This is a genomic window from Lentzea sp. NPDC051838, assembly GCF_040681245.1.
In the GTDB taxonomy this organism is placed as follows: domain Bacteria; phylum Actinomycetota; class Actinomycetes; order Mycobacteriales; family Pseudonocardiaceae; genus Lentzea.
Genome location: NZ_JBFAYI010000023.1, coordinates 89,580 through 115,457, shown reverse-complemented (window position 1 = coordinate 115,457; position 25,878 = coordinate 89,580). Strand labels below are relative to the sequence as shown.

Below are 25,878 nucleotides of genomic sequence, written 5' to 3'. Positions count from 1 at the left end.
CGGCCTTGGTGGCCGGGCGCGTTGTCGTTCGTCACTTGGTCAGGTAAGCGTTGACGACGGTCTGGGTGACCTCGTTGCCGCCCTTGGTGACCGCGGTGGCCCGCAGCGAGACGCTCCCGCCCTTGGCCGGGTTGGTCACCAGCATCGAGTTGCCGGCGACCCACGCCTTCTGCCACGTGACGCCCTTGTCGTAGGACACCTGCGCGGACTTCAGCCGGCCATTTTGGACGGTCAGCGGGATGCGCTGGAACCGATGCGCGGGCAGGGTTCCGTCGAGTGCGAGTTCCGGCGTGAACCGGACCATCGACAACGCGAGCTGCGTCGGCCCCTCGGTGCGCGTGGAGTCGAAGTTCCACGTCGCGGTGACCGAGGTGCTGATCGCCGCGACACCGCTCCGGTTCGCCGTGGTGGTCAGCTCATACCTGCCCGGTGCTTCCGGCATGGAGAAGAACGTCTCCAGATCCAGCGGCCGGTCGGTCGAGGAGATCACCTCGCCGCCCTGCTTCAGCACCGTCGAGCCCGATTCGACGAGTGAACCGCCGGGGCGGCCCTGACCGTCGGTGAAGAACGGCAGGCTGCCGAACAGGATGTCGCCGTCGCGGTACAGGCCCACGCGGCGTTCGTTCGACAGTGCCGGGCCGAAAACGCCGGTGTTGAACGTCTTCTTGTAGGTGCGGCCCGGCTTGAACTTCTCCGCCGCGCCGACCCAGTAGGCCTCGGTGACGTCCGCGTTGTCCTGCTCGAAGCGGAAGCCCCAGGTGTTGGCGGGGGAGTAGAGGTGCAGCTTTCGCTTGTGCGGCAAGGAGTGTCCGAACCCGACGCCGAACGCCGCGTTGTCGCCGAGTGCGGCTTCCGCGTACAGGAAGCCGGTGCGTCCCTCGGCGGTGGTGCCCGCCGAGGCCTCGACCGTCACGAGATCTTTGGGCTGCAGGTGTTTGCGGTTGCCGGTCCAGAACTTCGTGAGCGTCGAGGACTCGTCGACCACGTGGTACTCGTTGCGGTCGGTGCCGGTGTACGAGGCGGTGAGCAGCTCGTTCATCTCACCGGGCTTGCCCTCCGGGCCGACGTGAGCGGTGTTGAGGACGCTGAACGGCAGGCCCAGCAAGCCGAAGCCGTACTCCATCGACGGCACCTTGTGGCCGACCCTGATGTAGGAGAAGCGTTCGGTGGGCTTGTCCGGGAGCACGATGTCGACGGGCTTCGCCTGACGGGCGTCGAGCGTGATCGTGGTGTCGGCGTTGATCTCGATGTTCGTGCCGTTGAACCAGTTGTAGTTCGGGTTCGGCTGCTCGGGGCCGACCCACTGGCGGCCGGTCAGCAGGTAGCGGCCCTTGGGGACGCGGAAGGTCTCCAGCCCGGTGCCCAGCCCGATGTAGTTGCCTTTCGCGTCACCGGTGACACCCTGCAACTCGGTGCGCCAGTCCGCGGCGGGTTTGCCGTCGCGGCCGATCGCCTTGATCGTGATGCTGTAGCGCTCGTCCTCGCGCGTCACAGCCGCCGGCGTGACGACGGTTTGGCCGCCGCCGCTCGCGTTGATGTACGCGCTGAACGTGCCTGTCGCGTCGCCGCCCAGCTTCGTGTCCGCGGTGAGCTTGGTGCTCGCGGTGCCGTGCGCTGGGACGGTCAGCTTCGTGTCCTTGAGGGTGAAGAAGCCCTGTGGCGCGGTGGTCTCGGCCTTGAGGTCGAGCGTGATCGGCTGGTCGCTTTCGTTGCGGTAGAGGACGTCCTTCGTGATCGGGACGTCGTCGTGGTGCGGCCACAACGCGGTGCCGAACGAGATCGAGCCGCTCGTGACGGTCTGCTTGATCGCCTTCGCGACGTCCGTGCGGCCCGCGCCCTGCTCGAACGGGGTGTAGGCGCCGGACTTCGCGGACGCCATCAGCGCGGCCTTGAGCTGGTCGCCGCGCCAGTCCGGGTGGATCTGCGCCAGGATCGCCGCCGCGCCCGTGACGTGCGGGGTCGCCATCGACGTGCCGCTCAGCGTGACGTAGCCGTCGGCGGGCTTGGGCTGCGTCTCGCCGAGCTTGCCCGCGGCCGCCGCGCCGATGCCGACGCCGGGTGCGGTGATGTCCGGCTTGATCGCGCCGTCGCCCTCGCGCGGACCGGTGCTGGAGAAGCTCGCCAGCTTGTCGTCGCGGTCGACGGCGCCGACGGTGAGGGCCTGGTCGGCGCTGCCGGGAGAGCCGACGGAGTTCGGGCCGAAGTTGCCGGACGCGATGACGAACAGCGTGCCGGTCTCCTGGGAGAGCTTGTTGATCAGGATCTCCATCGGGTCCAGCACCGGGCTGTCGTCGCCGCCGAGACTCATGTTGACGACGTCGGCGCCCTGCTCGACCGCCCACTCGATGCCCGCGAGGATCCCGGACTCGTAGCCCGAGCCGTCGTCGCCGAGCACCTTGCCGTCGAGGATGCGCGCGCCGGGAGCGACGCCCTTGTACTTCCCGCCCGACTTGGCTCCCGTGCCGGCCGTGATCGACGCGACGTGCGTGCCGTGGCCGACGCGGTCCGCGTTGTCGGGGGAGTCCGTGAAGTTCTTCTCCGCGATCTCCTGGGTGGCGAGGTCGGGGTGGGTGTTGTCGACGCCCGTGTCGAGCACGGCGACCTTCACACCCTTGCCGTCGAACCCTGCCTGCCACGCCTGGGGCGCGCCGATCTGCGCCGTGCTGCGGTCGAGTGTCGGCTTGTATGCAGCATCCAGCCAGACGGTCGGCTGCATACCGCGTGCGGTCGACAGCGAACTCCATACAGTCGACGCGTTCTCGGGCGTCACCGTGACGGCGTCGACGCCCGCGCGCGTGAACGAGCGCGCATTCTGCATACCGGATCCCGCGGACACCAGCAGGCCGAGACCCTTGCGCTTGGTGTACTCGGGCTTGCTGAGCAGGGCCAGGTCGAACAGCCGCCGGTCGAGCTTGCCGTTCGCGATCATCTGCTCGACGTCGGCGGGCACGGCGTAGAAGTGCGCGCCGTCCTCTCTCGTGGACACCATGATGTGCTCACGGCCCGGTGCCGGCTTGTACTCGCGCGGCCGGCCCTTGTCGTCGGTGCGGACCTGGTCACCCGTGATGAGGGTGATCCAGTGTTCTGCAGACGGTCGACTGTCGGCCGTGTCGGCCGTCGTTGCTGTGGCTGGGGTGGCGCCGGTGAGCGCCGTGGCCAGCGCGAGGCTGACCACGGCGATGGGGAGATTTCGTTTCAACGGAGGCCTCTCCTCGGGACGGACAACTCCTCGGTGGGGACATGTCCGTCAGGAGGGGCTGGTCTTTCTCAGTACGTGATGCCCGGGAAATTCACTTTTGCCTGGTCGAACTGCGCTCGGCTGAACCCCGAGTTGAACGCCTGCTGCGCCATGGCGCTGAGATCCCGGCCGACGGCACCGCTCATGAAGTGGACGAACTCGCCGGCGTTCATCCGGCGCGTGTAGATCAGGTTGCGGTTGTCGTTCTCCGAGCGCTTCGGGAAGTGCTGGTTGAGCAACCCGAAGAAGCGCTCCATGAACGCCATCGTGCTGCCGGTCTCCTGGTACAGCGGGTGGAACCAGTCGCGGAACCAGGCAGCCTGGCGCGCGCCCTGCGGCAGGTCGTCGCGGTTGTTCATGTACTGGTTGAACACCCGGTTCGCGTCGTCGGTGCGGCCCGACTTGCGGTAGAAGTCGTACTGGCAGATCTCGGCCCACTTGCTGTCGCCCCAGATCTCGCCGTACGCGGGGGACTCGTGCACGCCCTGACTCGCGCCCTCGACGATGTGGCACTCCTCGTGCGTGATGACGTCGCGCAGGGTCGCGTTGTTGACGCTCCAGCCGTTGTCGCCGACGTCGATCGTGTTGCGGAAGCCGGCGAAGTCGTCGAACCGGTTCACGACCGTGCCGCCGTGGTACTTGCCCTCGTGGAAGAACGCGAGCAACGGCTTCGGGTAGCCGAACCGCGTGCAGTTCGGCCCGATCGGCGCCGGGAGCGGCCGGTTGACCGCGCAGCCGCCGTAGGTCTCCCGGTAGTGGCGCCACACCTCGGTCGCGAACGGGGTGGTCCACGCGGTCTGCGCGGGCGGCAGCCGGAGGAGTTCCGGGTCGAAGTACACGGCGACGTCAGCGTTGCACGACACCCTCGTCATCAACGTCGTGTGCTCGGCGACGTAGTCGGGCACGGTCGGCGGCGCGTCGGAGTGGCACGTGCCCGGATCGCCACCGATCGGCGGCGGGTCGAGGTAGACCTCGAACTCGTAGATCCGCGCGGTGCCATCGCTGACGTTGAGCCGGACGTAGCGAGCGTTGCCCTGGCTCCACGTGTGCCGCGTGACGCTGGCGGTGTTGCCGGTCGTCGTCGACACCGTCGTGAAGTTCGTACCGTCGGCAGAAACCTGAATGTTGTATGCAGCGGTGTTGTTTGCAGTCGACTCCCCACCAGCGCCGGCGTGCCGGATGATCACGCCACCAACGGTGCGAGCAGCCTGCAGGTCGACCTGGAGGAACCTCGTCGCCGCCGACGAGCACCACTTGTCGCTGTTGCCGCCGGTGACGCTGCCGTTCACAGCCTTCTCCGGGCCTTCCGCGGTCGCGCACGGCGTGCTGCCGGTCGCGGGACGGTTGAGCGCGAGGTTGCCTGACGGCTGCCCGCCGTCGGTGTCGTACACCTCGAACTCGTAGATGCGCGCTGTTGCGCCGTTCTGCTCGCCTTGAGTGACGTTGAGCCGGACGTACCGCGCACTGGTGGCAGCGATGTCATGGGTGGACACGTCGGCGGTGTTGTTGGTGATCGTTGTTGTGGTGCTCCAGGCCGTGCCGTTGGCGCTTGTCTGGATGGTGAAGGCACGTGTGTTGAGGTCTTGTCCTTCACCACCGGCACCTGCGTGCTTGACGACGAACCGGTTGATGGTGATGGCCGTGCCGAGGTCGACCTGGAGGTACTTCGTTGTGGCGCCCGAACACCACTTGTCGGCGTTTCCACCGGTCACGCTGCCGTTGACCGCCTTGGCGGGCGATTCTTCCTGTGCACAGCTCGCGGACCCGGTGGCAGGTTTGTTCAGTGCGACGTTGGTCGCCGCTGCGGCTTGTGGCGCCGCGGCGACCGTTGCGGCCGTGATCAACAGCAGGCCTGTGAGCAACCGGGAAATCTGACGACGATGTGATGATCTCTGCATCGGTCGAGCTCCCATTCCGTCGTGACAACGTTGTCAAGGCGGCGGTACCGGGAAGTTTACCGATCCTGGCGGGGCTCGGAATGCGCTCAATGGCGTCGGTCGCGCGCTGGAATTTCCCACTGGCCTCTGGGCGAGAGCCACCGGCCTTCCGCGACCCGGCGCCTGGATCGGGTACACGTGGAACGCATGACGACTCGTGTCCCGTGGGCTGCCGACGCCTACCTCGACCTGGTCCGGCGGGCGTGCTTCATCTGCGAGCTCCTCGCGGGGAACCCGGACTACCCGCACCACGTCGCCTACCGGGACGACGCCGCCATCGTCTTCGCGAGCAGGTTCCCGTCGGTGGTCGGTCACTTCCTGGTGGCGCCGGTCGACCACCGCGAGCACGTCATCGGCGACTTCACCCCCGACGAGTACGCCGCGATCCACCGCGTCGTGCACTCCGCAGGCAGCGCGCTGACCGATCTGCTGCCGGTCGAGCGGCTGTACGTGCTGTCGCTCGGCAGCCAGCAGGGCAACCGGCACGTCCACTGGCACCTCGCGCCGTTGCCACCGGGAGTGCCCTACGAAGATCAGCAGATCGCCGTCTTCGAGCCCTCCCGCGGCCACCTCGACCTGCCCGACGACGAGGTCGCCGACCTCGCCCGCCGCCTCGGCGAGCGGATGGCCAACTGATATATCGGTTTCGCGGCGCCCACTGACCTGGTGTTTAGCAATGACTCTTTGGACTTCGCCCGCAAAAGACTCATTGCAAGGCTCTGTGCCAGCGGATCTCGCCGTCGTGCACCTCGTCGGTGGCGGTGAGGCCGGCCGAGGCGGCGACGGCGGCGGACGCGTGGTGGTCCGGGTGGATGTGGGCGACGACTGCGAGCACCTGAGGGGAGAGCCACTCGACCAGGCCGCGGGCTGCCTCGCCCGCGATGCCCCGGCCCTGCCAGCACGTGCCGACGACCCAGGCGATCTCGGCGGTCTGAGAAGCGACGGTCGCCTGGACGGTGCCGACGAGGCGGCCCTCGGACCGCAGCAAGATCACCCAGTTGAGCCACTGCTCGGTCGGGTCGGGGGAGCCCGCGACCAGTCGTTCGTAGCGGGCGCGGAGTGCTTCCGGGGTGAGTGGGGCGCCGCCGATGAACCTGTGCAGTGCCGGGTTCGCCAGCACCTCGGCCATCTCCGCTGCGTGCTCGACCTGCAACGGCAGCAGGTCCAGCCGTGAGGTGCTGATCATGCGAACCTGCCCCTTGCAATGAGTCTTTTGCGGACGAAGTCCAAAGTCTCATTGCTAAGGGGCAGGTCAGCAAGGGGTGCGGGAACTGATATATCGGATATCAGGTGGTTGGGGCCGTTGCTGTCAGGGCCTTCGCCAGGGCTTCCAGGGTCAGGTCGACCTGCCACGAGCGGGCGCCGCCGTCGCGCAGGACGGTGGCCACGGACTCGGGCGAGAGGTCGGCCGGTGGTTGCCAGCAGGTGCGGCGGACCAGGTCGGGCAGCAGGAGGTTCTCCACCGGGAGGGTGTTGGCCTCGGCGATGCCGGCCAGGGCCGCTCGGGCCGCGGTGAGGCGGGCTGCGGCGTCCGGGTCCTTGTCCGCCCAGCGGTTGGGCGGGGGCGGGCCGTCGTGCTGGCCCGCGGGCTCGGGGAGGTCCGACTTGGGCAGGGCGGCCGCGCGACGCAGGGCGTTCATCCAGGTGCCGGACATGCGGCGCTGGGCTCGGCCGCGGAAGACCGGGAGGGCCAGCAGTTCGGCTTCTGAGGCCGGGTTGCGGGCGGCTGCCTCCATCAGGGCGGAGTCCGGGAGGACTCGGCCTGGGGCGATGTCGCGTTCGCGGGCCACGGCGTCGCGGGCTTCCCACAACGACCGCACGAGGGCCAGTTGGCGCTGGTTGCGCACGCGGTGGATGCCCGACGTGCGCCGCCAGGGGTCGGTACGGGGGCGCGGCAAAGGCGCCGTCCGCACCGCCTCGAACTCCTCGAGCGCCCAGGCGAGTTTGCCCTGGCGCTCCAGCTCGGTTTCGAGAACGTCGCGCAGCTGCACGAGCAGCTCCACGTCGAGAGCGGCGTACGTCAGCCAATCGGCAGGAAGGGGCCGGCGCGACCAGTCGGCCGCGCCGTGCCCCTTCTCGAGCCTGTAACCAAGTAGCCGTTCCACCAACGTGCCCAGTGCGACACGTTCGAACCCAGCCAGCCTGCCCGCCAGCTCGGTGTCGAACAGCACGCCGGGTCGCAGCCCGAGTTCGGCGAGGCACGGCAGGTCCTGAGACGCCGCGTGCAACACCCACTCAGTGCCGTCCAGCGCCTGCACCAGCGGGTCCAGCCGACCGCCTAGAGCGATCGGGTCGACCAGCCATGTGCCGGCGCCCTCCCGGCGCAGTTGCACCAGATAGGCACGCTGTGAGTAGCGGTAGCCCGAGGCTCGCTCGGTGTCCACCGCGACCGGGCCCTTCGCCCCGGCGAGCGCGTCAGCGGCTCGCCGGAGCGCAGCAGGATCGGCGACCACGGGCGGGACCCCATCAGCAGGTTCCGTCAGCGGTACCGGATCTGGTCCGGTTGGTGCGGTTGGCTCGTCGGCGGGTACATCCACAGCGGATGACCCTACGACGATCGCACCACTCACAGGTGTTCTCGGCCGGTTCAGTGCTTCAAACCGGTATCTAACGGATCACGCCGGCACGCATGGCCAGCGCGACCATCTGAGCGCGATCCCCGGTGCCCAGCTTCCGGCCGATCCGCGACAGGTGAGACTTCACCGTCAACGCGGACAAGCTCAGAGCCTCGCCGATTTCCTTGTTGCTCTGGCCATCGGCGACCAGCTGGAGCACCTCGACCTCACGCGCGGAGAGTTCCCGCGGCGTGTTGTCGGTGCCCGGCACCCGAGTACCCGCTGCGAGTACTGGTGCCACGCTCGGATCTGCGTAAACGCCGCCATCGAGAACCCGGCGCACCCCGTCGGTGACCACCATCGGAGAGGCGGACTTCAGGAGGTACGCCTGGGCGCCCGCCTGGAAGGCCGACCTGACCGCGTAGGGGTCGTCGGAGGATGCGAGGACCACGATGCGGGGCCAGCCCTGGGCACGGAGTTCCGTGACCAGGTCGATGCCGGTGCCATCCGGCAGACCCAGATCGAGGATCGCGAGGTCGCACGGTCCGGTAGCAAGTGCCCGCGCCCGAGCCTCTGCCACCGATGCGGCCTCATGCACTGTCCCGGCCCCCATTTGGGTGAGCCGAGCTGATATCGCCTCCCTCAGCAGTGGGTGGTCGTCGACCACCAGCACTGAAAAAAGCTCCTCCCGCGGGTGCGGGACCATGTTCGCCGGCAACGAGCCGGCTGGCGTGGTACGAACGGCCTGACCTAAGCCGACGGCAGCCACGTCACTACCTCCCTGGAGTCGGTCGTGCCCCCCGACCGGCACCGGAGACTTTCGTCCAATCAGCCGCGCCACTGATCGACCGAAAGTGGTGTCGTCTGGGGCAGCGTAGCCGCCCATGCGGGTCTACGGGACGATCAATCGGGTATCTATCCCTATTGAGTTGTGACAGATGGCCTCATCTGTCACACGATCGGATGACAACTAGATAGGGGGAGTAACACGAGTCCCTCTCACGACGACGTATAGGAGTTGGTTGTGCCGAGCTCTTCCGGTATCGAGCGAGCGCGGGCGTTGCTGCAGCGTGTGCCCCTCGTCGACGGCCACAACGACCTTCCGTGGGCACTCCGGGAGTTCGGTGACGGAACGGGCGAGGACGTCTACACGACCGCCGCGAAGATCGATCTCACGGAACGTCATCCCAGGTTGCACACGGACCTCGTGAAAATGCGCGAGGGCGGTCTGGGGATGCAGTTCTGGTCCGTCTGGATTCCTTGCCGGCTCGCGGGCGACGGAGCCGTCACCGCCGTGCTGGAGCAGGTCGAACTCGTCTACGAGCTGGCCGAGCGGTACTCCGATCACCTGGGCGTCGCGACCACCGCCGCGGAGGCTGAAAAAGTTTTCGCGTCCGGGCGTGTCGCGTCCCTCCTGGGTGCGGAGGGCGGACATTCCATCAACTCTTCACTCGGAGTTCTGCGCGCCCTGCGCCGGTTGGGCGTCCGCTACATGACACTGACCCACAACGACAACACGCCGTGGGCCGACAGTGCCACTGACCAGCCGGAACACGGCGGGCTGACGGAGTTCGGCCGCGAGGTCGTCCGCGAGATGAACCGGATCGGCATGCTCGTCGACCTGAGCCACGTCGCGCCCAGCACGATGCACGCCGCGCTCGAGACGAGCGTCAAGCCGGTCATCTTCAGCCACTCGTCGTGCCGCCACGTTGCGGACCACCCGCGCAACATCCCTGACGACGTCCTGGTCAAGCTCAAGACCAACGGCGGTGTGGCCATGATCACATTCGTCCCGAGCTTCGTGGCACCCCGGTTCGCTGAATGGGACGCAGCCCTTCGTGACGCCATGACGGCCGCGGGCGAGAACCACGCCGACCTCGGAGCCCGCAAGGTCTTCGGCGAGAAGTGGATCGTCGACAACCCGGCGCCCACGGCGACGCTCGACGACGTCGTCGCGCACGTCGAGCACGCACGCGAGGTCGTCGGCGTCGACCACATCGGCCTCGGCGGCGACTACGACGGCGTCGGCGAGCTCCCGCAGGGCCTCGAGGACGTCTCGACCTACCCCAACCTCATCGGCGCGCTGCTCGACAAGGGCTGGTCCGAGGACGACTGCGCGAAGCTCGCGGGAGCAAACGTCCTGCGAGTGCTGCGCGACGCTGACTAGGACTGGCGCTGACCGAAGAGCGTGACGCCGACCGGCGGCAGCCCCACGGCTGTCGCCATCAGCTCGTAGAACGCGGTGCCGTGCTCGGCGAGCTCGCCGTCCAGAGCGGTCCAGGACGCGCGCAGCTCCAGGTCGTCGGTGCGAGCCGGGCCCGCGATGTCGCCGAACCGGGCCGAGGACGTCTGCGTCACGGTGCCGCCCAGCGCGGTGAACCCGGCGCCGGACTGCTCCAGCGCCTCGGTCAGCCACGACCACCCGACCTCGGGCAGCAGCGGATCCGACGCGAGCTCGTGGTCCAGCTCGACCCGCACGTAGGCGACCACGCGCAGGACACCGCCCCACGCCTCGTCGCCGTCCGGGTCGTGCAACAACACGAGGCGGCCGGTGGACAGTTCGTCGGACGGACCGGTGACCTCAGCCGTCAGCGCGTACGCCCACGGCGCGAGCCGCTGCGGTGGGCGAACCTCGGTGAGTTCTATCTCGGGCCTGGTGCGAACCGACTTGAGCGTCCCCACCGCCCGGCGGAAGATTTCCGGCTCGGTCACACAACTGACTGTATGCCTCGGAAACCGACCGAGTGACGGCGGCACGCCGGGACGTGGGACCATGAAAGGGAGATGACTTCCATGGCACCCCTTCTTGTGGCCGCGCGTGGCGGCACCCCGTCGCACACCCCTGTCTGGTTCATGCGGCAGGCGGGACGGTCGTTGCCCGAGTACCGGGCACTGCGCCAGGGCACCGCGATGCTCGACGCCTGCATGGATCCCGAGATGGTCTGCGAGATCACCATGCAGCCGATCCGGCGGCACGGCGTCGACGGCGCGATCCTCTTCTCGGACATCGTGGTGCCGCTGAAGGCAGCCGGTGTCGACCTGGACATCGTCGCGGGCGTCGGTCCCGTGGTCGCGAACCCGGTCCGGACGCTCGACGACGTCCAGAACCTGCCCGAGCTGCACGCCGAGCAGGTCCAGCCGGTCGCGGACGCCATCGGGTTGCTGCTCAAGGAACTTCCCCAGGAAGTCGCGCTGATCGGGTTCGCGGGAGCGCCGTTCACGCTGGCGAGCTACCTCGTCGAGGGCGGCCCCAGCAAGAACCACGAGCGCACCAAGGCCCTCATGCACGGCAACCCCGAGCTGTGGCACGCGCTGCTCGCCAAGATCGCGGACATCACCGCGGCCTTCCTGCACGCGCAGCTCGACGCGGGCGTGCAGGCCGTGCAGCTGTTCGACTCGTGGGCGGGCGCGCTGTCCGAGCGCGACTACCGCGAGTTCGTCCTGCCGCACTCGAAGCGCGTCCTCGAGACGATCACCACCGTGCCGCGCATCCACTTCGGCGTCGGCACCGGTGAGCTGCTGCCCGCGATGCGCGAGGCCGGAGCGGACGTCGTCGGCGTCGACTGGCGGATCCCCCTGGACGTCGCAGTGGAGCGACTCGAGCAGGCAGCCCCGGAGCTGCCGAAGCCGGTCGTGCAGGGCAACCTCGACCCGGCGCTGTTCTTCGCGGGCTTCGAGGCCGTCGAACGCGAGGTGCGCCGCATCCACGCCGAGGGCAAGGCCGCCGCCGGCCACATCTTCAACCTCGGCCACGGCGTGCTCCCCGACACCGATCCGGAGATCATCACCCGGACCGTCGAACTGATCCACAGCTTGTAATGCACGGAAGAGCGCCGCACGTAGCTGTCGTCGGAGGCGGGATCTCCGGCCTCGCCGCCGCGCACCGCCTGCGGATGCTGCTGGGTCCGGACGCGAAGATCACGGTGATCGAGCAGTCCGACCGGCTCGGCGGCAAGCTGCGGACCACCGAGCTCGCGGGTGTGCGGTTCGACGTGGGCACGGAGGCGTTCCTGCACCGCAAGCCCGAGGCGCAGGAGCTGATCGCCGAGGTCGGCCTCGCCGATCACGTCGTGCACCCGACCGGTGCCAAGGCCTCGGTCCACGCCGCCGGACGTACCCACCAGCTGCCCGCGCACACGTTCATGGGCGTGCCGGCCAGCGTCGAGACGGTGCGGCACATGCTGTCGTCCGAGGGCGCGCTGCGGGTCGAGATGGAACCGACGCTGCCGCCGATCGAGCTCAAGGGCGGCGACGTCGCCGTCGGCTCGCTGATGAAGGACAGGTTCGGCCCCGAGGTCGCCGACCGCCTGGTCAGCCCGTTGCTGGGTGGCGTCTACGCGGGCCGCGCGGACGAGCTCGGCCTGCGCGCGACGATGCCGCAGATCGCCACGCTGCTGGACAAGGGTGTCGGCTCGCTGCTCGCGGCCGCCGCGATGATGATGCCCGCGCCGCCGCAGCCCCGTGCCGCGCGGCCGCCGGTGTTCGCGAGCCTCGCGAACGGCGTCCAGTCGCTCGTCGACCGGCTCGCCGAGGTCGCCAGGCCGATCATCCGCCTCGGTCTGCCGGTGCGGGTGCTGTCGTGGCAGGGCAGCGGCTGGCGCCTCGAGATCGGGTCGGCCGCCACGCCCGAGTACCTGGAGTGCGACGGTGTCGTGCTCGCGGTCCCGGCGCCGTCCGCGCGCAAGCTGCTGGCGGAGATCGCGCCGCAGGTGTCCGCGGCGTACGGCAAGGTCGAGGTCGCCTCGATGGCCGTCGTCGCGCTCGCCTTACCTCCAGGTACCGAGCTGCCGGACCGCTCCGGCGTCCTGATCGCGGAGGGGGAGCGGTACAGCGACCGCATCACCCCGTTCACCGCCAAGGCGTTCACGTTCTCCAGCCGCAAGTGGTCGCACTACGGCGAGCCGGTGATCCTGCGCGGCTCGGTCGGCCGGCACGGCGAGACGGCGCTGTTGCAGCGCAGTGACGCCGACCTGGTGAAGGCCGTGCGCAACGACCTGTACGAACTGACGGGCATCAGGGCCGAGCCGATCGACTACGTGGTGCAGCGCTGGGGCGGGGGCCTGCCGCAGTACGGCGTCGGTCACGTCGATCTGGTCGACACGATCGAGCGCGGCGTCGCCGACGTTCCCGGCCTGGCTGTCGCGGGTGCCACGCTGCACGGCGTCGGCGTCCCTGCCTGCATCGCGACGGCGGACGCGGCCGCCGCCCGTGTCGCAGCACACCTGCTGGGCCGAGTTCGCCGCTAGCGGGGTCGTGCCAAGATGGAGCCATGGCACGCCTGAACTACAACGAGCTCAACGACACCATCCGCTACACGATGTGGTCGGTGTTCCGGGTCGAACCGGGCAAGCTCCCCGAGGACCGCAGCGCCGCCGCCGCGGAGACCCAGAACTACCTGGACGCGTTGGAGGGCAAGGGCGTCGTCGTCCGCGGCGTCTACGACCTGGCGGGTCTGCGTGCCGATGCCGACTTCATGATCTGGTGGCACGCCGAGGAGATCGAGCAGGTGCAGGCCGCCTACACGGGCTTCCGCCGCACGCCGCTCGGCAAGGTCTCGACGCCGGTCTGGTCGCAGGTCGCCCTGCACCGCCCCGCCGAGTTCAACCGCAGCCACATCCCGGCCTTCCTCGCCGGTGAGGAGGCGCGCAAGTACGTCTGCGTGTACCCGTTCGTGCGCTCCTACGAGTGGTACCTGCTGCCGGAGGACGAGCGCCGCAAGATGCTGGCGGACCACGGCAAGGAAGCCCGCGACTACCCGGACGTGCGCGCGAACACCGTCGCGTCGTTCGCGCTGGGCGACTACGAGTGGATGCTCGCGTTCGAGGCCGACGAGCTGCACCGCATCGTCGACCTGATGCGTCACCTGCGCGGCACCGAGGCGCGGCTGCACGTGCGTGAGGAGATCCCCTTCTACACGGGCACCCGCGTCCCGGCGGCCGAGCTGGTCACGAACCTGCCGTAGTGACACGAGAAGGGGCCGCCGAGGCGGCCCCTTCGTCGTCAGCTCACCTTGTAGGCGTGGATCACCGTGATCTCGACGGTGTTGCCCTTGGCGTCCTTCGCCGTGGCCTTCAACGAGGTCCACTGCGAGCCCGCCGGGTGGTAGATCAACGCGCTGTTGCCGACCACACCCGCGTTGCGCCACGTCTTGCCGTCGTCGTGCGAGTACTGCACGCCGGTGATGCGCACCTTGCCCGTGTCGCCCTGGGACTGGGTGGACAACCCGATGCGCTGCAACGTGCCGCCGGGCACCGCGCCGTCGGCGTCGAGCTTCGGCGCGAACCGCACGACGTTCAACGGCAGCGTGTCCACCTTGTCGGGCGTGCCCTTCGACTTGAAGGTCCACACCCCGGACACCTTGCTGCTGAAGTCGAACTGCTTGCCGCGGTCGAGGCTCACCTCGGCGCGGAAGTCACCCTCGGGCAGCGGCACGTTCTGGAAGTTCCCGCCCGCCGTGGTGGTCTCGCCGATCAGCGCGCCGTTGCGGTACAGGGCGGTCCGTGCGGTGTCCACAGTGGACACACCTTCGCCGCCGTTCGAGTCGGCCAGCAGCGGGACGCCAATGAACATCTGCGTACCGAACCGCTGGGCGTACGGGTACGGGGACTCGGGCAGCGCCGGCGAGAACACCGGCTGGTTCTCCCGCTCCTGGTACGTCCTGCCCGCCTCGTACCTGCGCGGGCCGGAGATGGTCTGCTCCCGGCTGCCGTTCGCGTGCGTGATGCTCACGATCGACTGCCAGCGCACGTCCTCGGTCGTCACGTAGTCGACGGCCTTGCTGCCCGGCGGCACCTGGTAGAGCGCCGAACCGCCGCTGATCCCGTGCACCGACAGCGGGAGCTCGCCCTTGGTCGCCTGGCTGTCCGGCTTGAGGCCGCCGATCGTGGCCTCGACGCGAGCCAGGTCCTTCTTCTCCGGCGCGCGCGTCAGACCCGTCGGCAGCGTTCCGCCGACCGGGTAGGACAGCCGGTAGTAGACGTTCGCGTCCGCCGCCGAGTTCGCGTGCACGGTCGTCAGCGACGCCATCTCCTTGGGCGACAGCGGCCCGCCGATCTGGACCGCGCCGACGCCGTCGAAGCCGCCGAACGAGAGCAACCCGGCCTGCACGATCCTGGTGCCGAACGTGCGCCGCCACGTGAGGTCGCCGACCACGAAGTTGCCGGTCGCCTCCGGCACCTTGACGTCGATCGCCTGCGCCAGGCGGGCGTCCTGCTTGATCGTCAGGTCACCGGTCAGCTTCACCGTCGGCTGGACCACCATGTCGTAGGTGGTCGGCGAGGCGATCGACGAGTCGATCACGTAGGTGCCCTTGGGCAGGCGGATCTTCTGGTCGCCGCCGAAGATCACCTTGAACGAGCTGATGTCCAGGCCTTCGACGAACGTCAGCGCCTGCGTCGGGTCCTGCCCGTCGCGGCCGGTCAGGTCGAGGTTGAGGGTGTAGCTCTCCACCTCGCGGTCGACGCCGACGAGCGTGCGCACCGTGTGCGTGCCGGACGTGGCGACGACCTCGCCGGTGTACGCGGCGTCCTTGGTGCCCACGCGCGTGTCACCGGTGACGTTGACGGACGCGGTGCCCTTGGCGGGAACCGTGACCTTCGTGGCGCCCAGCGAGAACATGCCCTGCGGCGCACCGCTGGTCAGCTTCACGTCGAGCGTGATCGGCGCGTCCGTCGGGTTCGCGTACGTGATCGCCTTGGTCTCGGGCTTGTCGTCACCGTGCGGCCACTCGTGCCGGCCGAGGTTCACCGCGACGACGTCGGCGGTCAGCACCTGGTTGATCGCCTTGGACACGTCGATGCGGCCCGCGCCCTGGTCGAACGCGCTGACGCCCGCGGTCGGCTTGGCCGTGGTGGCCAGCACCGACTTGAGCTGCGCCGGCGTCCACTCCGGGTGCTGCGACTTCAGCAACGCCGCCGCGCCCGCCACGTGCGGCGTCGCCATGGACGTGCCGCTCGCCGCGAAGTGCTCGCCGTTGGTGCCCGCAGCTGCTGCGACGATGCCGACGCCCGGTGCGGTCACCTCGGGCTTGAGGCCGCTGTCTCCAACGCGAGGGCCTTTGCTGGAGAACGGGGCGAGCGAGTCGTCGCGGTCCACGGCGCCGACCGACAGCGCGGCCTCCGCGGTGCTGGGCGAGCTGACCGTGCCGGTGGAACCGGAGTTGCCCGCCGCGATGACGAACAACGTGCCGTACTGGGCCGTCAGCTCGTTGACGGCCTGCTCCAGCGGGTCGACCTCCTCGGTGTCACCGCCGCCGAGGCTCATGTTGACGACCTGGGCGCCCTGCTCGGCGGCCCAGCGCATGCCGTCGAGGATCCAGGACTCCTGGCAGCCGAACTCGACGCACACCTTGGCGTCGAGCAGCTGCGCGCCCGGCGCGACACCGCCGTACTTCGAGTCGTGGCTCGCGACCGTGGAGCCGACGTGCGTGCCGTGGCCCACCTTGTCGGTGTTGTCGGGGTCGCTGGTGAAGTTCTTCTCCGCGATCTGCTGACCCTTGAGGTCCGGGTGGTTCTCGTCCACGCCGGTGTCGACGATCGCGACCTTCACGCCCTTGCCGGTGATGCCCTTCTCGTGGGCGGCCGGCGCGCCGATCTGCTTGACGCTGCGGTCGAGCGTCGGCTTGCGGATGCCGTCGAGCCAGACCTTGTCACCGGAGTCCGCCTCGGCTTTCAGCGCGGTCCAGTCGTTCGAGGACCGCGCACCGAGTCTCGCGTGACCGTCCACGATCAACGGCATCCGGTCGCGGTAGCCGAACTCCAGCAACGTGGTGACGTCGAACAGCCTGCGGTCGAGCCGGCCCGCCGCCAGGGGCCCGAACGCGTCCTTCGGAACGACCATCGTGTGCCCGTCGGCACTCCGGTGGGTCTTGAACGTCATGCCCTTGCGGCCGTCGCCGGGCTGGATCGCGACGACCTGCTGGCCGTGGCCGAGCAGGACCTTGTCGCCGGTGACGAGCGTGACCTCGTCGATCGCCTGTTTCGGACTGCTGGGTTGCGGTGCGGCCGACGCTCCAAGAGGCGTCACCGTGGCCGTTCCCGCTGTCAGTGCCAGTGCCGCGATGGCGGCGCCGAGCACTTTGGATTTTCCGCGCATTCGAATCCCCTCATGGTTCGAATTGCTGCGCGCTGTGGTCCGCGCAGGCCGGAAGGCCTTCTACGGCAATGTGAAAAAGGTCCCCCGACCCTTTCGAACGTATCGAGGGTGAACGGGGTCACACAGGGCTGAACGGGGGATTCTTGAAGGGGTTTTGTTCGCCCGTCAGTTCGACTGCCAGAACTTCCAGCGGGTCTTGCGTTTCTCTGACAGTTCTCCCGCGGCACGACACCAATCCGCGAACGCCGCGGCATCCTCGCGTGCGCGGGAGCCCGCGCGACGTGGGTGTTCAACTGCGTAGGCGTCGAAGAGCGGCCGGAACCGGTCGCCGAGCTCGTCGGCGACGGCGGGTCCCAGCATCCGCACGATGCCGCGGCGTTTCGACAGCAACGCGCGCCGTTCGACGTCGAAGCGTTGTTCGTCGAATCCCGCGGGAACAGGTCCTTTCGCGAGCAAAGCATTCAACAGCTCGGCCTGTTGGACGGCAAGCCTTTCGCGTGCGGCCGAAAGGTCATTCATGCTTGTCCACCACCGCGCGGATCGCGGCCAGTTCGCTCGCGATTTCGGCGTCCGACGGGTAGTTGTCGTCGCGTTCCAGCAGAACACCGGGTGGCTTCACGCGAGAGCACAGTTCGTCGAGAACACCGAGTACTTCCGGCAACACCGCGTGCGCGTGCGTGTCGTGGTAGACGTCGCCGTGCTGCTCGCCGCCGGCCACGTGCACGTACGCCAGGCGCTCCAACGGGATCTCGTCCAGGAACCGCTCGGGATCGGTGCCGATGTTGCGGGCGTTCGCGTACAGGTTCGCGACGTCGACGAGCAGCCAGCAGTCCGTGCGCTCGACCAGCTCGGCGAGGAACTGGCCCTCGGTGAGCTCGCCGTCCGGCCACTCCAGCAGCGCGGCGACGTTCTCCAGCGCGAGCGGCACGGGCAGGTTCTCCTGCGCCAGCTTGACGTTCGCGACGAGCACCTCGAGCGCGTCCTTGGTGCGCGGCACCGGCATCAGGTGGCCCGAGTCGAGGCCGCCCGCGCGGACGAAGCACACGTGGTCGCTCACCATCGGCGCGCCGACGGCCTCGGCGATCCTGCCGAGGTGCTCGACGCGGCTCAGGTCGAGAGGGTCCGCGCCGCCCAGCGAGAGCGAGACGGCGTGGGGTAGTACCGGGATGCCGCGTTCCAGCAGGAGGCTGACCGACTCGGGCAGGTGTCCGATGTGGAGGTTCTCGGCGACGACCTCGACGAAGTCCACGCCGGGCAGCCGTTCCACGGTCAGGTCGATCTCCGAACGCCAGCCGATGCCGACGCCCAGGTTCGTGATGCCCGCCATCAGTCGCCTCCTCCGCCACCACCGCCGCAGCCGCCGCCACCGCAGCTGCTGCCACCGGACGAACAGCTGCTGCCGCTGCTGCTCGACGAACAACTACTGCTACCACACCCGCTGCCGCAACTGCTGCAACTCGAACCGCAGCCACCGCCACCGTCCGAAGAGGACCGCTTCTTGCGATCGGTCTTGAGCGGCAGCATCTTGACGATGCTCTGGGACAGCTCGAACAGGTCCGCGACCGCCTGGCCGTTGATCTTGCCGCAGAAGCCGTACAGCGCCACGGCGTGCACTCGGTCGGTCGCGCTCACCTGGTGCAGCGCCTCCTTGCCCGCGGTGGTGATCGCCTTGCGGCCGCGTTGCCACAGGAAGATCGCCACGGCGACCGGTACCCCGAGGAGGAACACCGGAGTCGAGAAACCGAGCAGCACCAGGAAGCCCGCGATCACGAGATAGACCCACCACGTCTCGTTGCGGCGGCGTGGCCGCTGCACGAGACCTCGGTCGAGCAGGTACTGGTGCAGCGCCGCCATCTCCGTGCTGTTCGCAGTCGACTGCACCATCGTGTCGAACCGGACCGGCGTGCGCGCGTAGCTCAGGATCCGCGCTTCGATGCTCGTGGTCGCCTGGTAGGTGTTCTGCACGGCGGTGACGTACCCGTCGCGCGACACCCGCAAGGCGCCGACGTCGAGCAGTCGCGCCAGCACGGTCTCGGCGGCACGTCCGGGTCCGGCCGTCAGATAGCCGGCCTCTTCCGCGGACAGCCGCGTCACCTGCGTGGTCGTCGGTGTTGCCATCAGTTTCCCCCTAACTGCTGGAACTGCTGCAGCTGCTGCTCGAGCTGCTGCCACTGCTACTGCTGCTCGAACAGCTGCTGGAGCTGCTGCTGCAACTGGAACTGCCGCAGCTACTGCTGCTGTTGCAGCTGTTGCTCGAACAACTACTGCTGGAGCAACCGGACGCGGAGCCGCAGCTGTCGGAGCTGCCGCCGCACCCGCTGTCCGAACGCGACTTCCGCCTGCCGTGGTGGAGGCTGCCCGGTGCGGGGACGAAGATCTGGTACGGCAAGCCGAACAGGTCGGACACCCGTTGCCGGCCCATCACGCCCCGCAGCCCGTACATCGCCACGGCGTCGACCCGGCCGCGCTGGTGCGTCCGCGCGTACCCCAGCACGCCCCGGCCCATCGGGGTGAGCATCTTCTTGCCGCGCAGGAGGAACGCCAGGAACCACGCGACGATCGCGCCGGCCAGGAAGACCCGGTCGGCCGCGAAGGTCGCCACCAGCAACCCGAAGCCGACGAAGATCAGCAGCACCCGGAAGGCCACCGTGCCACCGCTGGCCTTGCCCCACTTGCGGCGGATCATCGCCCGGTCGGTCAGGCTCTGCCGCAGCGACCCCATCTCCTGGCTGTGCGAGGCCGGTCCTGTCACGTGCCCGATCGGGCGGCCCGCGCCGTTCAACCCGTTGAGGATGAACGACTCGATCCGCGTCGTGGCGCCGTAACCGTTCTGGTAGACGGCGGTCACGAGTCCCTCCCGGGAAACACGCACGAGACCGCCGTCCATCAGCCGGGCCAGCGCGGTCTCCGCCGCTCTGCCCGGTCCCCCTGCCAGAAACCCGATCTCCTCCGGTTTCCAGTCCGGACCCGGCGTCGAAGACTTGGCCATCAGCACTCCCCTTCACTGGTGCCAGTGCATCTTCGACGTGAGATCTACCCCTGGGTTCCTGGTGTTACCTGAAAAGGACCGATCAACGGAAAACGTCAGCCGCCGCCTCCGCCACCGCAGCCGCCGCCCCCACCGCAGCTGCTTCCGCTTGAACACGAAGAACCCGACGAACACCCGCCGTAGCTGCCGCCACTGGAGTCGGTGTATCCGGTGTAGCCGCCGGCCGAGCCGGACGAGGCGAGCAACGAGCTGCGCACCGCCAGGTCCGGGTACACGGCCAAACCGCCGAAGAGCACCAGCCCGGCCGCACCCGCGTACATGGCGTCGTTGTTGGACATGGCCAATCGGGCGTTGGTCGAGCGCGCCTCGCTGAGCACGCTGTTGCCCTTGCTCGTGCGGACGTGCTTGGCACGCCTCGTGAGCAGGAAGATGAGCACACCCGTGAGCACCAGCTGCAACGCGAGCCAGCCGACGGGCGCGCCGATCGCCAGGCCGTTGACCAGGCGGACGACACCGATCGCGAGCAACACCCACAGCACGATGGATCCCTTGCGCCGCGCGCTGTTCGCGACGTCCGGGTCGACGAGAAGACCCATCTCCTGCAGACGACGGCCGATCGACGTGACGGCGTCGTCCTTGGCGATGGCCGGGATCATCAGGCCGACGGTGCGGTTGGTGTAGCGCTGGCTGTCGGTGATGACGGCGCGGTCCACCGCGTTGATCGAGCTCGTGGTGGACGTGGCCTGCACGGCGCCACGCCGTGAAGTGCGAAGCTCACCCGCCGTGAGCAACCGCGCGATGGACGTTTCGACCACGCGCCTGGGACCGCCCGCGAGGAATGCGAGCTCGTCCATGTCGAGCGAGCGCACTGGTGTGGTGCTGCGACCCGACCGGGCGCGCACCCTGATGGCGATCGCGACCAGCACTGCCAGTGCCAGCCCGACCCAGTACAGCTGAAGGAACTCCGGTCCGGACAAACCCCAAGGCTTCGGCATTCGACCCACCCCCTGACCTACCCCCCGAACTGCTTCGGTGGCGTCAATGGTGTGGTCCGTGCCACAGCCCGGCAAGGGCTGTTGACGAAGCCTTAGGGTTGTCCGTCTTCTGTCACTGATTTGTGGCTATGGCTCACTCTTCGGAGCCATCACGTCAGCTTGAAGAGCCGCCGTCCACTCCGCTGGAGCCTTCACCGTCGGTACCGAAGAAGTACATGGTCGCCTCCCAGGTCTGTCCGGTCCTGGTGGCCGGACTGTGCCTCAGTCTCCTATTCGGACGGAACGAGTTTCAAGGAGACGGAGTTGATGCAGTAGCGCTGGTCCGTCGGGGTGGGGTACCCCTCACCTTCGAAAACATGCCCGAGGTGGCTGTGGCATGTGGCGCAGAGCACCTCGACGCGGACCATGCCGAGTGCACGGTCCTCACGCAGGATGACCGAGTCTCCTGCCAGCGGCGAGAAGAACGACGGCCAGCCGCAGTGCGAGTCGAACTTGGTGTCGCTGCGGAACAGTTCGGCTCCGCACGCACGACACTCGTAGACGCCCTCGGTCTTGGTCTCGGTGTACTCGCCGGTCCACGGACGCTCGGTGCCTGCCTGGCGCAGCACCGCGTACTCGGCGGGGTTCAGCTGGGCGCGCCATTCCTCTTCGGTACGCACGACTTTCGGGGTGGTGCCGACAACAGGTTCCATGTCTCTTTCTAACGCGGGAACCGGTGCGACGCTTCCCGGGGGCCGTCGCGGGAGCGCAGCCGTAAGACCTGGTTAAGAAGTCGTTTTCGTTTGGGTCAGAAGATGATCGCGAGGATGTCGCTCAACGCGAACCAGATCGTCAGGATCACGCCCAGCAGGATCAGTCCGACCACGATCACGGCCACCAGTCGCTGGTGGCCCGTCGTGCGGTTCGCGGAGTCGGCGAAGTCCTGCACACCCTCGAGGTAGCCCTCGACCGTGTAGCCCGGACGCTGGCGCTTCATCTTGTCCAGGTGGTCGGCGAACGCCTGGGTCTCGGGGTCGTGCGGGTCGAGGCCGATCAGTTCCTCCTGGAACTTCTCGCGCTCGTCCTTCGAATCACCCATAACCCCCAGACTAGTGCCTCGGATCAACTCGCCAGAGCAAGCGAAGGTTTCACGGCACCAACGGTTCGGCCGTGTCCGAGGACCGGGACGGTCGCGAGGTCCTCGACCGAACTCACGTCCACGCCGAGGCGCTTGAGCACTGCCACGATGACGACCGCGCGGGCGCGCGACGAGCCGTCGGCGATCTTCAGCGCCACGCCTTCGCCGGTGGGCAGGCCGACCGCGTAGACGCCCTCGGCGCCGTCCTTCGCGATGACGCCGGGCAGGGCGTCCATCAGCACGGTGACGTCCCGGCCCGTGCCGCCGACCCACTGCGGGAAGGCGTTCATGGCGGCGGCGACGCGGTGCTCCAGAGTGCCTTCAGGCGCTGAGGCAAGACGGCCGAACGCGCGCGCCAGGCCCGTGAGGCTGATGGCGAAGATCGGGGCGCCACAGCCGTCGACGCCGACCTGGGCGACGGGCTCGCCGGCCACGTCCTCGATCGTCTCGCGGGTGGCGACCTGCAGCGGGTGCGTCGGGTCCAGGTAGTCGCCGGTGGACCAGCCGTTGGCGACGCAGGTGGCGAGCATGGCGGCGTGCTTGCCGGAGCAGTTCATGTACTTCGGCGCGGGGGAGAGGCCGCGGGCGAGGTGCTGGGCGCGCGCGTCGTCGCCGAGCGGCAGGTCCGGGGTGCACTGGAGGGCTGTCTCGTCCAGACCCGCTGACGCGAGGATCCGGAGAGCTCCTTCGACGTGGAAGTCCTCGCCCGAGTGCGACGCGCAGGCCAGCGCGAGCAGCTCGCCGTCGAGGTCCAGGCCGCTGCGCAGCATCGCGAGGGCTTGGAGCGGCTTGTTGGACGAGCGCGGGAACGCGACGTCGCCGGGGCGGCCGATCTCCAGGGTGGGGGTGCCGGATGCGTCGGTGGCGACGACGGTGCCGTGGTGCACCGACTCCAGGAAGTCGCCGCGCCAGACCTCAGCCACAACCTCGTGTCCCATGCCACCCCTCCTCAGTTCCGGAACTGCCAACTGTCGACAGTTGACAACGCGGCTAGTGTAACCAGGAGACGGCCTGTGCCGTCCAGAGCAGGAGACGAAAGTGACACCTCCGACCCCGCTGCACCTCAGTCTGGCCGGGCAGGCCGTGGACGTCTTGCGCGAGCAGGTGCTCACTGGGGAAATCCCTCCAGGATCGCGGGTCAACGAGGTCGAGGTGGCGCAGAAGCTCGGCATCAGCCGCGGCCCGTTGCGCGAGGCGATCCGGCACCTGGCTTCCGAGGGCCTCCTTCAGCTCGTGCCGCACCGGGGCGCGTTCGTGCCCGACGCGGACACGGACGAGGTCAAGGCGTTGTTCGAACTGCGCACCGCTCTGGAGTGCGCTGCGGCGGAGCTCGCGGCCTCCCGGCGTACCGATGTGGACTTGGTGCGGCTGCACGAGGTGTGTGCGGAGAGCCGGCGCAACTACAAGACCGGGCAGCCGTTCCCGTACCGGCTGGACCTCGCCTTCCACCAGACTTTGATCGACGCCGCGCGCAGTCCACGGATCGCCGAGCAGGTACGGCTCGTGCAGCAACGTGTGGTGCTCCTCCGCAGCGCGTTGGACGACGACCCGCCGCACCAGCACGCGTCGATGGACGACCACGACGAACTCGTGAAGGCGATCGAGAACGGCGATGCGGCCAAAGCGTCCACGGTGATGCGACGCCATCTCTCTCGCGTGTGTGCGCAGATGCTGACCAGCTTGAACCGATAGCTTGGCGATATGACGTTCGGCGCGCGGCTTCTGCACCACCGCAAGAACGCCGGGCTCAGCCAGGAGGAGCTCAGCGAGCGGTCCGGCGTCAGCGTCCGCGCGATCAGCGACATGGAACGCGGCCGCGCGCGATCACCTCAGCGGCGCACGACTGAGGCGTTGCTCGATGCCCTTGACCTCGACGAACACGACCGCGACGAGCTGCGCGGACTGGCCAGGTCCGGCCGGGTCGCGCTGCCGGGGCCGGTCTGGTCGTTGCCGATGTACGTGGCGGACCTCGTCGGCAGGGACGCGGAACTGTTCACGATCGCCGAGAAGCGCAGTGGGCTCGTTGTCGTCCATGGCGCTGCGGGGACGGGTAAGACGTCGCTGGCCGTGAGGGCCGCGCATCTGCTTGAGGAGCAGTTTCCGGGCGGTCAGCTGCTCATCGAACTGGAGGGCTCCACACCGCCGTTGGAGCGGTTGCTCAAGGACCTCGGCGTGGCGGCTGAGCATCTGCCCGAGGACGAGCGCGGGCAGATCAGGCTCTACCGATCGTTGCTCGCGGGACGGCGCCTGCTGCTCGTGCTCGACGGTGCGACGTGTGAGGAGGAGGTCCACGCGCTCGCGGCCGATTCGCCGGGGTGTCTGACGATCGTGACGTCCCGGCGCAGGCTCACCGGACTCGTGGGCGCCACCTGGATCCGTCTGGGAGGCCTCGCCGAAGAAGCCGCGTTGGAGCTGCTTTCGTCGATCATCGGGTCGCGGCGGGTCGAGGACGACCTCAAGACCGCGCGGGAGCTCGTGCGGTTGTGCGGGATGTCGCCGCTCGCGTTGAGGATCGCGGGCAACCGGCTCGCCAGCCGCCCGCGCTGGCCGCTCGCCCATCTCGCCGAGCAGATCGAGGAACGCCGGCTGGGTGCTTTGACGGCGGGCGATCTGGAGGTGCGAGGCGCGTTCGAGGTGTCGTTGGCGCACCTGCCGGACCACGCGCGGCTCGTGTTCCGCAGGCTGGGACTGTTGATCGGCACCCACGTCACGCCACAACTCGCCGCTGCTCTCGCCGACATCGGTGTGGCCGAGGCCGAACAGGCGCTGGAGGAGCTCACCGAGGTCAGCCTCCTCGACCCCGACGAGTGCGGATACTCGATCCACGGCCTTGTGCGAACGTTCGCCGACGGCCTGATCGATGCCACCGACGACGATGCGCGCCGCAGGATGCTCACGTCGTTGCTGGAGACGACCGTCAACGCAGGAGTCCTTTTCGGACAGACAGGTGACGCGCGACGCGTTGTCCCGCAAGGCGAGATGGACATCGCGACCGCGCGACGGTGGCTGGACGACCACCGCAGCCTCATGTCCGAGATCATCGGACAGGCGCAGTGCCACGGCATGCACGACGGCGTGGTCCGCGCGGTGATCGCACTGTCGCACTACGCCGCCATCGAACCGAGCCCGCTCTGGGAGCGGATCTACCGCACCGCACTGGCGTCCGCGCGCGAACCGTGGCAGGAGATCGTGATCCGCGGCCAGCTCGGCTGGGTGCTGTTCGACGTGCTGGGCCGGTCTCGGGACGCGCTGGACGTGCTGACCGTCGCGGCACAACGAGCGGAGTCGTCGGGGGAGACCGGGCACATCGGCTGGGTGTGGCTCATCGCGGCGGCCTCGCACAGCGGGCTCGGAGACCTCGGCGAAGCGGAACGTGTGTGCCGCAAGGCGATCGAGTGGATGCGTGAGCCGATGGACGTGCTCTACGCGCGCTCTGTGCTCGGCGTGCTGTGGCAGCGCATGGGACGTCCGGACGCCGCGGTCGCCGTACACACAGAGGTCGCGAACGAGCTGAGCACGTTTGCTCGCACCACTTATGAGTTGTCCGCACTCGGTCGCACTCTCTGGTGGCTCGGCCTCGCGCTGATTGACGCTGACAAGCCAGACGAAGCCGTGTCTGCCCTGACGGAAGCTGAACGGGTCTATGAGCGCGCACGGATGAAGTCGTGGCGTGCGCGCGCACAGTGGCATCGCGCGGAGGCTCACCGGTTGGCGGGGCGGCTTGCTGAGTCCGATGAGGACCTGACTGACGCGTTGGGAGGCTTCCGCGCGTGTGGCGACGGCGTGAGAGAGATCGAGACGTTGCGCGCGCTCGCGGACAACGCCAGGTCACGGGGCGATGACGGCGCGTATCAACATCATCTGCGAGACTCGCTCACGGCGTGCGAGCGGTGGGACACGGACGCCACGCGCAAGATCGCCGCCGAGGTGCGGGAGTCTCTGGCCAGAGGGTGA

22 protein-coding genes are annotated in these 25,878 nt (G+C 68.6%); 7 read left to right on the top strand and 15 right to left on the bottom strand.

The features are described from left to right. Window positions 1–31 precede the first annotated feature (31 nt). Both AB0M24_RS35035 and AB0M24_RS35030 read right to left on the bottom strand, forming a co-directional pair. The gene (locus AB0M24_RS35035) at window positions 32–3,199 is read right to left on the bottom strand and encodes a S8 family serine peptidase (RefSeq protein WP_363777762.1); all 3,168 of its coding nucleotides are present in this window, start codon (window positions 3,197–3,199) and stop codon (window positions 32–34) included. Window positions 3,200–3,267: 68 nt separating this feature from the next. Then, window positions 3,268–5,100, bottom strand: a complete 1,833-nt coding sequence (locus AB0M24_RS35030; protein ID WP_363777761.1) for a discoidin domain-containing protein — start codon at window positions 5,098–5,100, stop codon at window positions 3,268–3,270. A 222-nt stretch (window positions 5,101–5,322) separates the two neighbouring features. Between AB0M24_RS35030 and AB0M24_RS35025 the strand changes: the two genes are divergently transcribed. Beyond that, window positions 5,323–5,811, top strand: a complete 489-nt coding sequence (locus AB0M24_RS35025; RefSeq protein WP_363777760.1) for an HIT domain-containing protein — start codon at window positions 5,323–5,325, stop codon at window positions 5,809–5,811. Between the two features lie 70 nt (window positions 5,812–5,881). Here AB0M24_RS35025 and AB0M24_RS35020 read toward each other — a convergent pair whose 3' ends face one another. From AB0M24_RS35020 to AB0M24_RS35010, 3 genes are all read right to left on the bottom strand, one after another. After that, window positions 5,882–6,361, bottom strand: coding sequence for a GNAT family N-acetyltransferase (locus AB0M24_RS35020; RefSeq protein ID WP_363777759.1), 480 nt, complete (start codon window positions 6,359–6,361; stop codon window positions 5,882–5,884). Between the two features lie 100 nt (window positions 6,362–6,461). After that, window positions 6,462–7,712 carry a ribonuclease D gene (locus tag AB0M24_RS35015; RefSeq protein WP_363777758.1) on the bottom strand — a complete coding sequence of 417 codons (1,251 nt, stop codon included), beginning with the start codon at window positions 7,710–7,712 and terminating at the stop codon, window positions 6,462–6,464. 70 nt (window positions 7,713–7,782) lie between these two features. Next, entirely contained in the window at window positions 7,783–8,436 is a 654-nt protein-coding gene (locus tag AB0M24_RS35010; RefSeq protein WP_181320591.1) for a response regulator transcription factor, read from the bottom strand. A gap of 318 nt (window positions 8,437–8,754) precedes the next feature. On the opposite strand from AB0M24_RS35010, the gene AB0M24_RS35005 reads away from it, so the two are divergent. Then, on the top strand, window positions 8,755–9,897 hold the full coding sequence (locus AB0M24_RS35005) for a dipeptidase (RefSeq protein WP_363777757.1): 1,143 nt from the start codon (window positions 8,755–8,757) through the stop codon (window positions 9,895–9,897). Here the strand turns inward: AB0M24_RS35005 and AB0M24_RS35000 are convergent. Beyond that, window positions 9,894–10,442, bottom strand: coding sequence for a DUF3000 domain-containing protein (locus tag AB0M24_RS35000; RefSeq protein WP_363777756.1), 549 nt, complete (start codon window positions 10,440–10,442; stop codon window positions 9,894–9,896). The genes AB0M24_RS35005 and AB0M24_RS35000 overlap by 4 nt on opposite strands. Window positions 10,443–10,514: 72 nt before the next feature. On the opposite strand from AB0M24_RS35000, the gene hemE reads away from it, so the two are divergent. From hemE to hemQ, 3 genes are read left to right on the top strand one after another with little or no spacing between them, the layout of a single operon-like run. Next, window positions 10,515–11,549, top strand: coding sequence for a uroporphyrinogen decarboxylase (gene hemE / locus AB0M24_RS34995; protein WP_363777755.1), 1,035 nt, complete (start codon window positions 10,515–10,517; stop codon window positions 11,547–11,549). Then, a complete protein-coding gene (gene hemG, locus AB0M24_RS34990; protein WP_363777754.1) occupies window positions 11,549–12,976 on the top strand; it encodes a protoporphyrinogen oxidase in 1,428 nt (475 codons plus the stop codon). Before hemE ends, hemG begins: the two co-directional genes overlap by 1 nt. Window positions 12,977–12,999: 23 nt before the next feature. Then, a complete protein-coding gene (hemQ, locus tag AB0M24_RS34985) occupies window positions 13,000–13,692 on the top strand; it encodes a hydrogen peroxide-dependent heme synthase (protein ID WP_363777753.1) in 693 nt (230 codons plus the stop codon). 38 nt (window positions 13,693–13,730) lie between these two features. Here the strand turns inward: hemQ and AB0M24_RS34980 are convergent, their stop codons facing one another. The 9 genes from AB0M24_RS34980 to AB0M24_RS34940 all read right to left on the bottom strand — a co-directional run bounded on the left by AB0M24_RS34980 (window position 13,731) and on the right by AB0M24_RS34940 (window position 22,862). Continuing rightward, window positions 13,731–16,823, bottom strand: a complete 3,093-nt coding sequence (locus AB0M24_RS34980; RefSeq protein ID WP_363777752.1) for a S8 family serine peptidase — start codon at window positions 16,821–16,823, stop codon at window positions 13,731–13,733. Window positions 16,824–16,988: 165 nt separating this feature from the next. After that, window positions 16,989–17,342: a hypothetical protein gene (locus AB0M24_RS34975; RefSeq protein ID WP_363777751.1), complete on the bottom strand. Its 354-nt coding sequence runs from the start codon at window positions 17,340–17,342 to the stop codon at window positions 16,989–16,991. Beyond that, window positions 17,335–18,150, bottom strand: coding sequence for a DUF692 domain-containing protein (locus AB0M24_RS34970; RefSeq protein ID WP_363777750.1), 816 nt, complete (start codon window positions 18,148–18,150; stop codon window positions 17,335–17,337). The genes AB0M24_RS34975 and AB0M24_RS34970 overlap by 8 nt, the downstream gene beginning before the upstream one ends. Beyond that, on the bottom strand, window positions 18,150–18,995 hold the full coding sequence (locus AB0M24_RS34965) for a TIGR04222 domain-containing membrane protein (protein ID WP_363777749.1): 846 nt from the start codon (window positions 18,993–18,995) through the stop codon (window positions 18,150–18,152). The genes AB0M24_RS34970 and AB0M24_RS34965 overlap by 1 nt, the downstream gene beginning before the upstream one ends. Next, window positions 18,952–19,812 carry a TIGR04222 domain-containing membrane protein gene (locus tag AB0M24_RS34960; RefSeq protein ID WP_363777748.1) on the bottom strand — a complete coding sequence of 287 codons (861 nt, stop codon included), beginning with the start codon at window positions 19,810–19,812 and terminating at the stop codon, window positions 18,952–18,954. Before AB0M24_RS34960 ends, AB0M24_RS34965 begins: the two co-directional genes overlap by 44 nt. A 95-nt stretch (window positions 19,813–19,907) precedes the next feature. Then, window positions 19,908–20,807, bottom strand: coding sequence for a TIGR04222 domain-containing membrane protein (locus AB0M24_RS34955; RefSeq protein WP_363777747.1), 900 nt, complete (start codon window positions 20,805–20,807; stop codon window positions 19,908–19,910). Between the two features lie 269 nt (window positions 20,808–21,076). Then, complete coding sequence (msrB, locus tag AB0M24_RS34950; RefSeq protein ID WP_363777746.1) at window positions 21,077–21,499, bottom strand: peptide-methionine (R)-S-oxide reductase MsrB; 423 nt, start codon at window positions 21,497–21,499, stop codon at window positions 21,077–21,079. Between the two features lie 95 nt (window positions 21,500–21,594). After that, window positions 21,595–21,885 carry a hypothetical protein gene (locus tag AB0M24_RS34945; protein ID WP_363777745.1) on the bottom strand — a complete coding sequence of 97 codons (291 nt, stop codon included), beginning with the start codon at window positions 21,883–21,885 and terminating at the stop codon, window positions 21,595–21,597. Between the two features lie 23 nt (window positions 21,886–21,908). After that, window positions 21,909–22,862 (bottom strand): asparaginase, encoded by a 954-nt coding sequence (locus AB0M24_RS34940; protein WP_363777744.1) that lies wholly within the window; start codon window positions 22,860–22,862, stop codon window positions 21,909–21,911. Window positions 22,863–22,962: 100 nt separating this feature from the next. Between AB0M24_RS34940 and AB0M24_RS34935 the strand changes: the two genes are divergently transcribed. Both AB0M24_RS34935 and AB0M24_RS34930 read left to right on the top strand, forming a co-directional pair. After that, entirely contained in the window at window positions 22,963–23,616 is a 654-nt protein-coding gene (locus AB0M24_RS34935) for a GntR family transcriptional regulator (RefSeq protein ID WP_363777743.1), read from the top strand. Window positions 23,617–23,625: 9 nt separating this feature from the next. Continuing rightward, window positions 23,626–25,878, top strand: a complete 2,253-nt coding sequence (locus AB0M24_RS34930) for a helix-turn-helix domain-containing protein (RefSeq protein ID WP_363777742.1) — start codon at window positions 23,626–23,628, stop codon at window positions 25,876–25,878.

What these genes read in the sequence shown, in the direction of transcription:
- AB0M24_RS34930 (WP_363777742.1), top strand. Translation starts at nt 23,626, where the DNA reads ATGACGTTCGGCGCGCGGCTTCTGCACCACCGCAAGAACGCCGGGCTC.
- hemG (WP_363777754.1), top strand. Translation starts at nt 11,549, where the DNA reads ATGCACGGAAGAGCGCCGCACGTAGCTGTCGTCGGAGGCGGGATCTCC.
- AB0M24_RS34955 (WP_363777747.1), bottom strand. Translation starts at nt 20,807, where the DNA reads ATGCCGAAGCCTTGGGGTTTGTCCGGACCGGAGTTCCTTCAGCTGTAC.
- AB0M24_RS35010 (WP_181320591.1), bottom strand. Translation starts at nt 8,436, where the DNA reads ATGGTCCCGCACCCGCGGGAGGAGCTTTTTTCAGTGCTGGTGGTCGAC.
- hemE (WP_363777755.1), top strand. Translation starts at nt 10,515, where the DNA reads ATGACTTCCATGGCACCCCTTCTTGTGGCCGCGCGTGGCGGCACCCCG.
- AB0M24_RS34980 (WP_363777752.1), bottom strand. Translation starts at nt 16,823, where the DNA reads ATGCGCGGAAAATCCAAAGTGCTCGGCGCCGCCATCGCGGCACTGGCA.
- AB0M24_RS35020 (WP_363777759.1), bottom strand. Translation starts at nt 6,361, where the DNA reads ATGATCAGCACCTCACGGCTGGACCTGCTGCCGTTGCAGGTCGAGCAC.
- AB0M24_RS34970 (WP_363777750.1), bottom strand. Translation starts at nt 18,150, where the DNA reads ATGGCGGGCATCACGAACCTGGGCGTCGGCATCGGCTGGCGTTCGGAG.
- AB0M24_RS34975 (WP_363777751.1), bottom strand. Translation starts at nt 17,342, where the DNA reads ATGAATGACCTTTCGGCCGCACGCGAAAGGCTTGCCGTCCAACAGGCC.
- AB0M24_RS34945 (WP_363777745.1), bottom strand. Translation starts at nt 21,885, where the DNA reads ATGGGTGATTCGAAGGACGAGCGCGAGAAGTTCCAGGAGGAACTGATC.
- hemQ (WP_363777753.1), top strand. Translation starts at nt 13,000, where the DNA reads ATGGCACGCCTGAACTACAACGAGCTCAACGACACCATCCGCTACACG.
- msrB (WP_363777746.1), bottom strand. Translation starts at nt 21,499, where the DNA reads ATGGAACCTGTTGTCGGCACCACCCCGAAAGTCGTGCGTACCGAAGAG.
- AB0M24_RS35025 (WP_363777760.1), top strand. Translation starts at nt 5,323, where the DNA reads ATGACGACTCGTGTCCCGTGGGCTGCCGACGCCTACCTCGACCTGGTC.
- AB0M24_RS34940 (WP_363777744.1), bottom strand. Translation starts at nt 22,862, where the DNA reads ATGGGACACGAGGTTGTGGCTGAGGTCTGGCGCGGCGACTTCCTGGAG.
- AB0M24_RS34960 (WP_363777748.1), bottom strand. Translation starts at nt 19,812, where the DNA reads ATGGCCAAGTCTTCGACGCCGGGTCCGGACTGGAAACCGGAGGAGATC.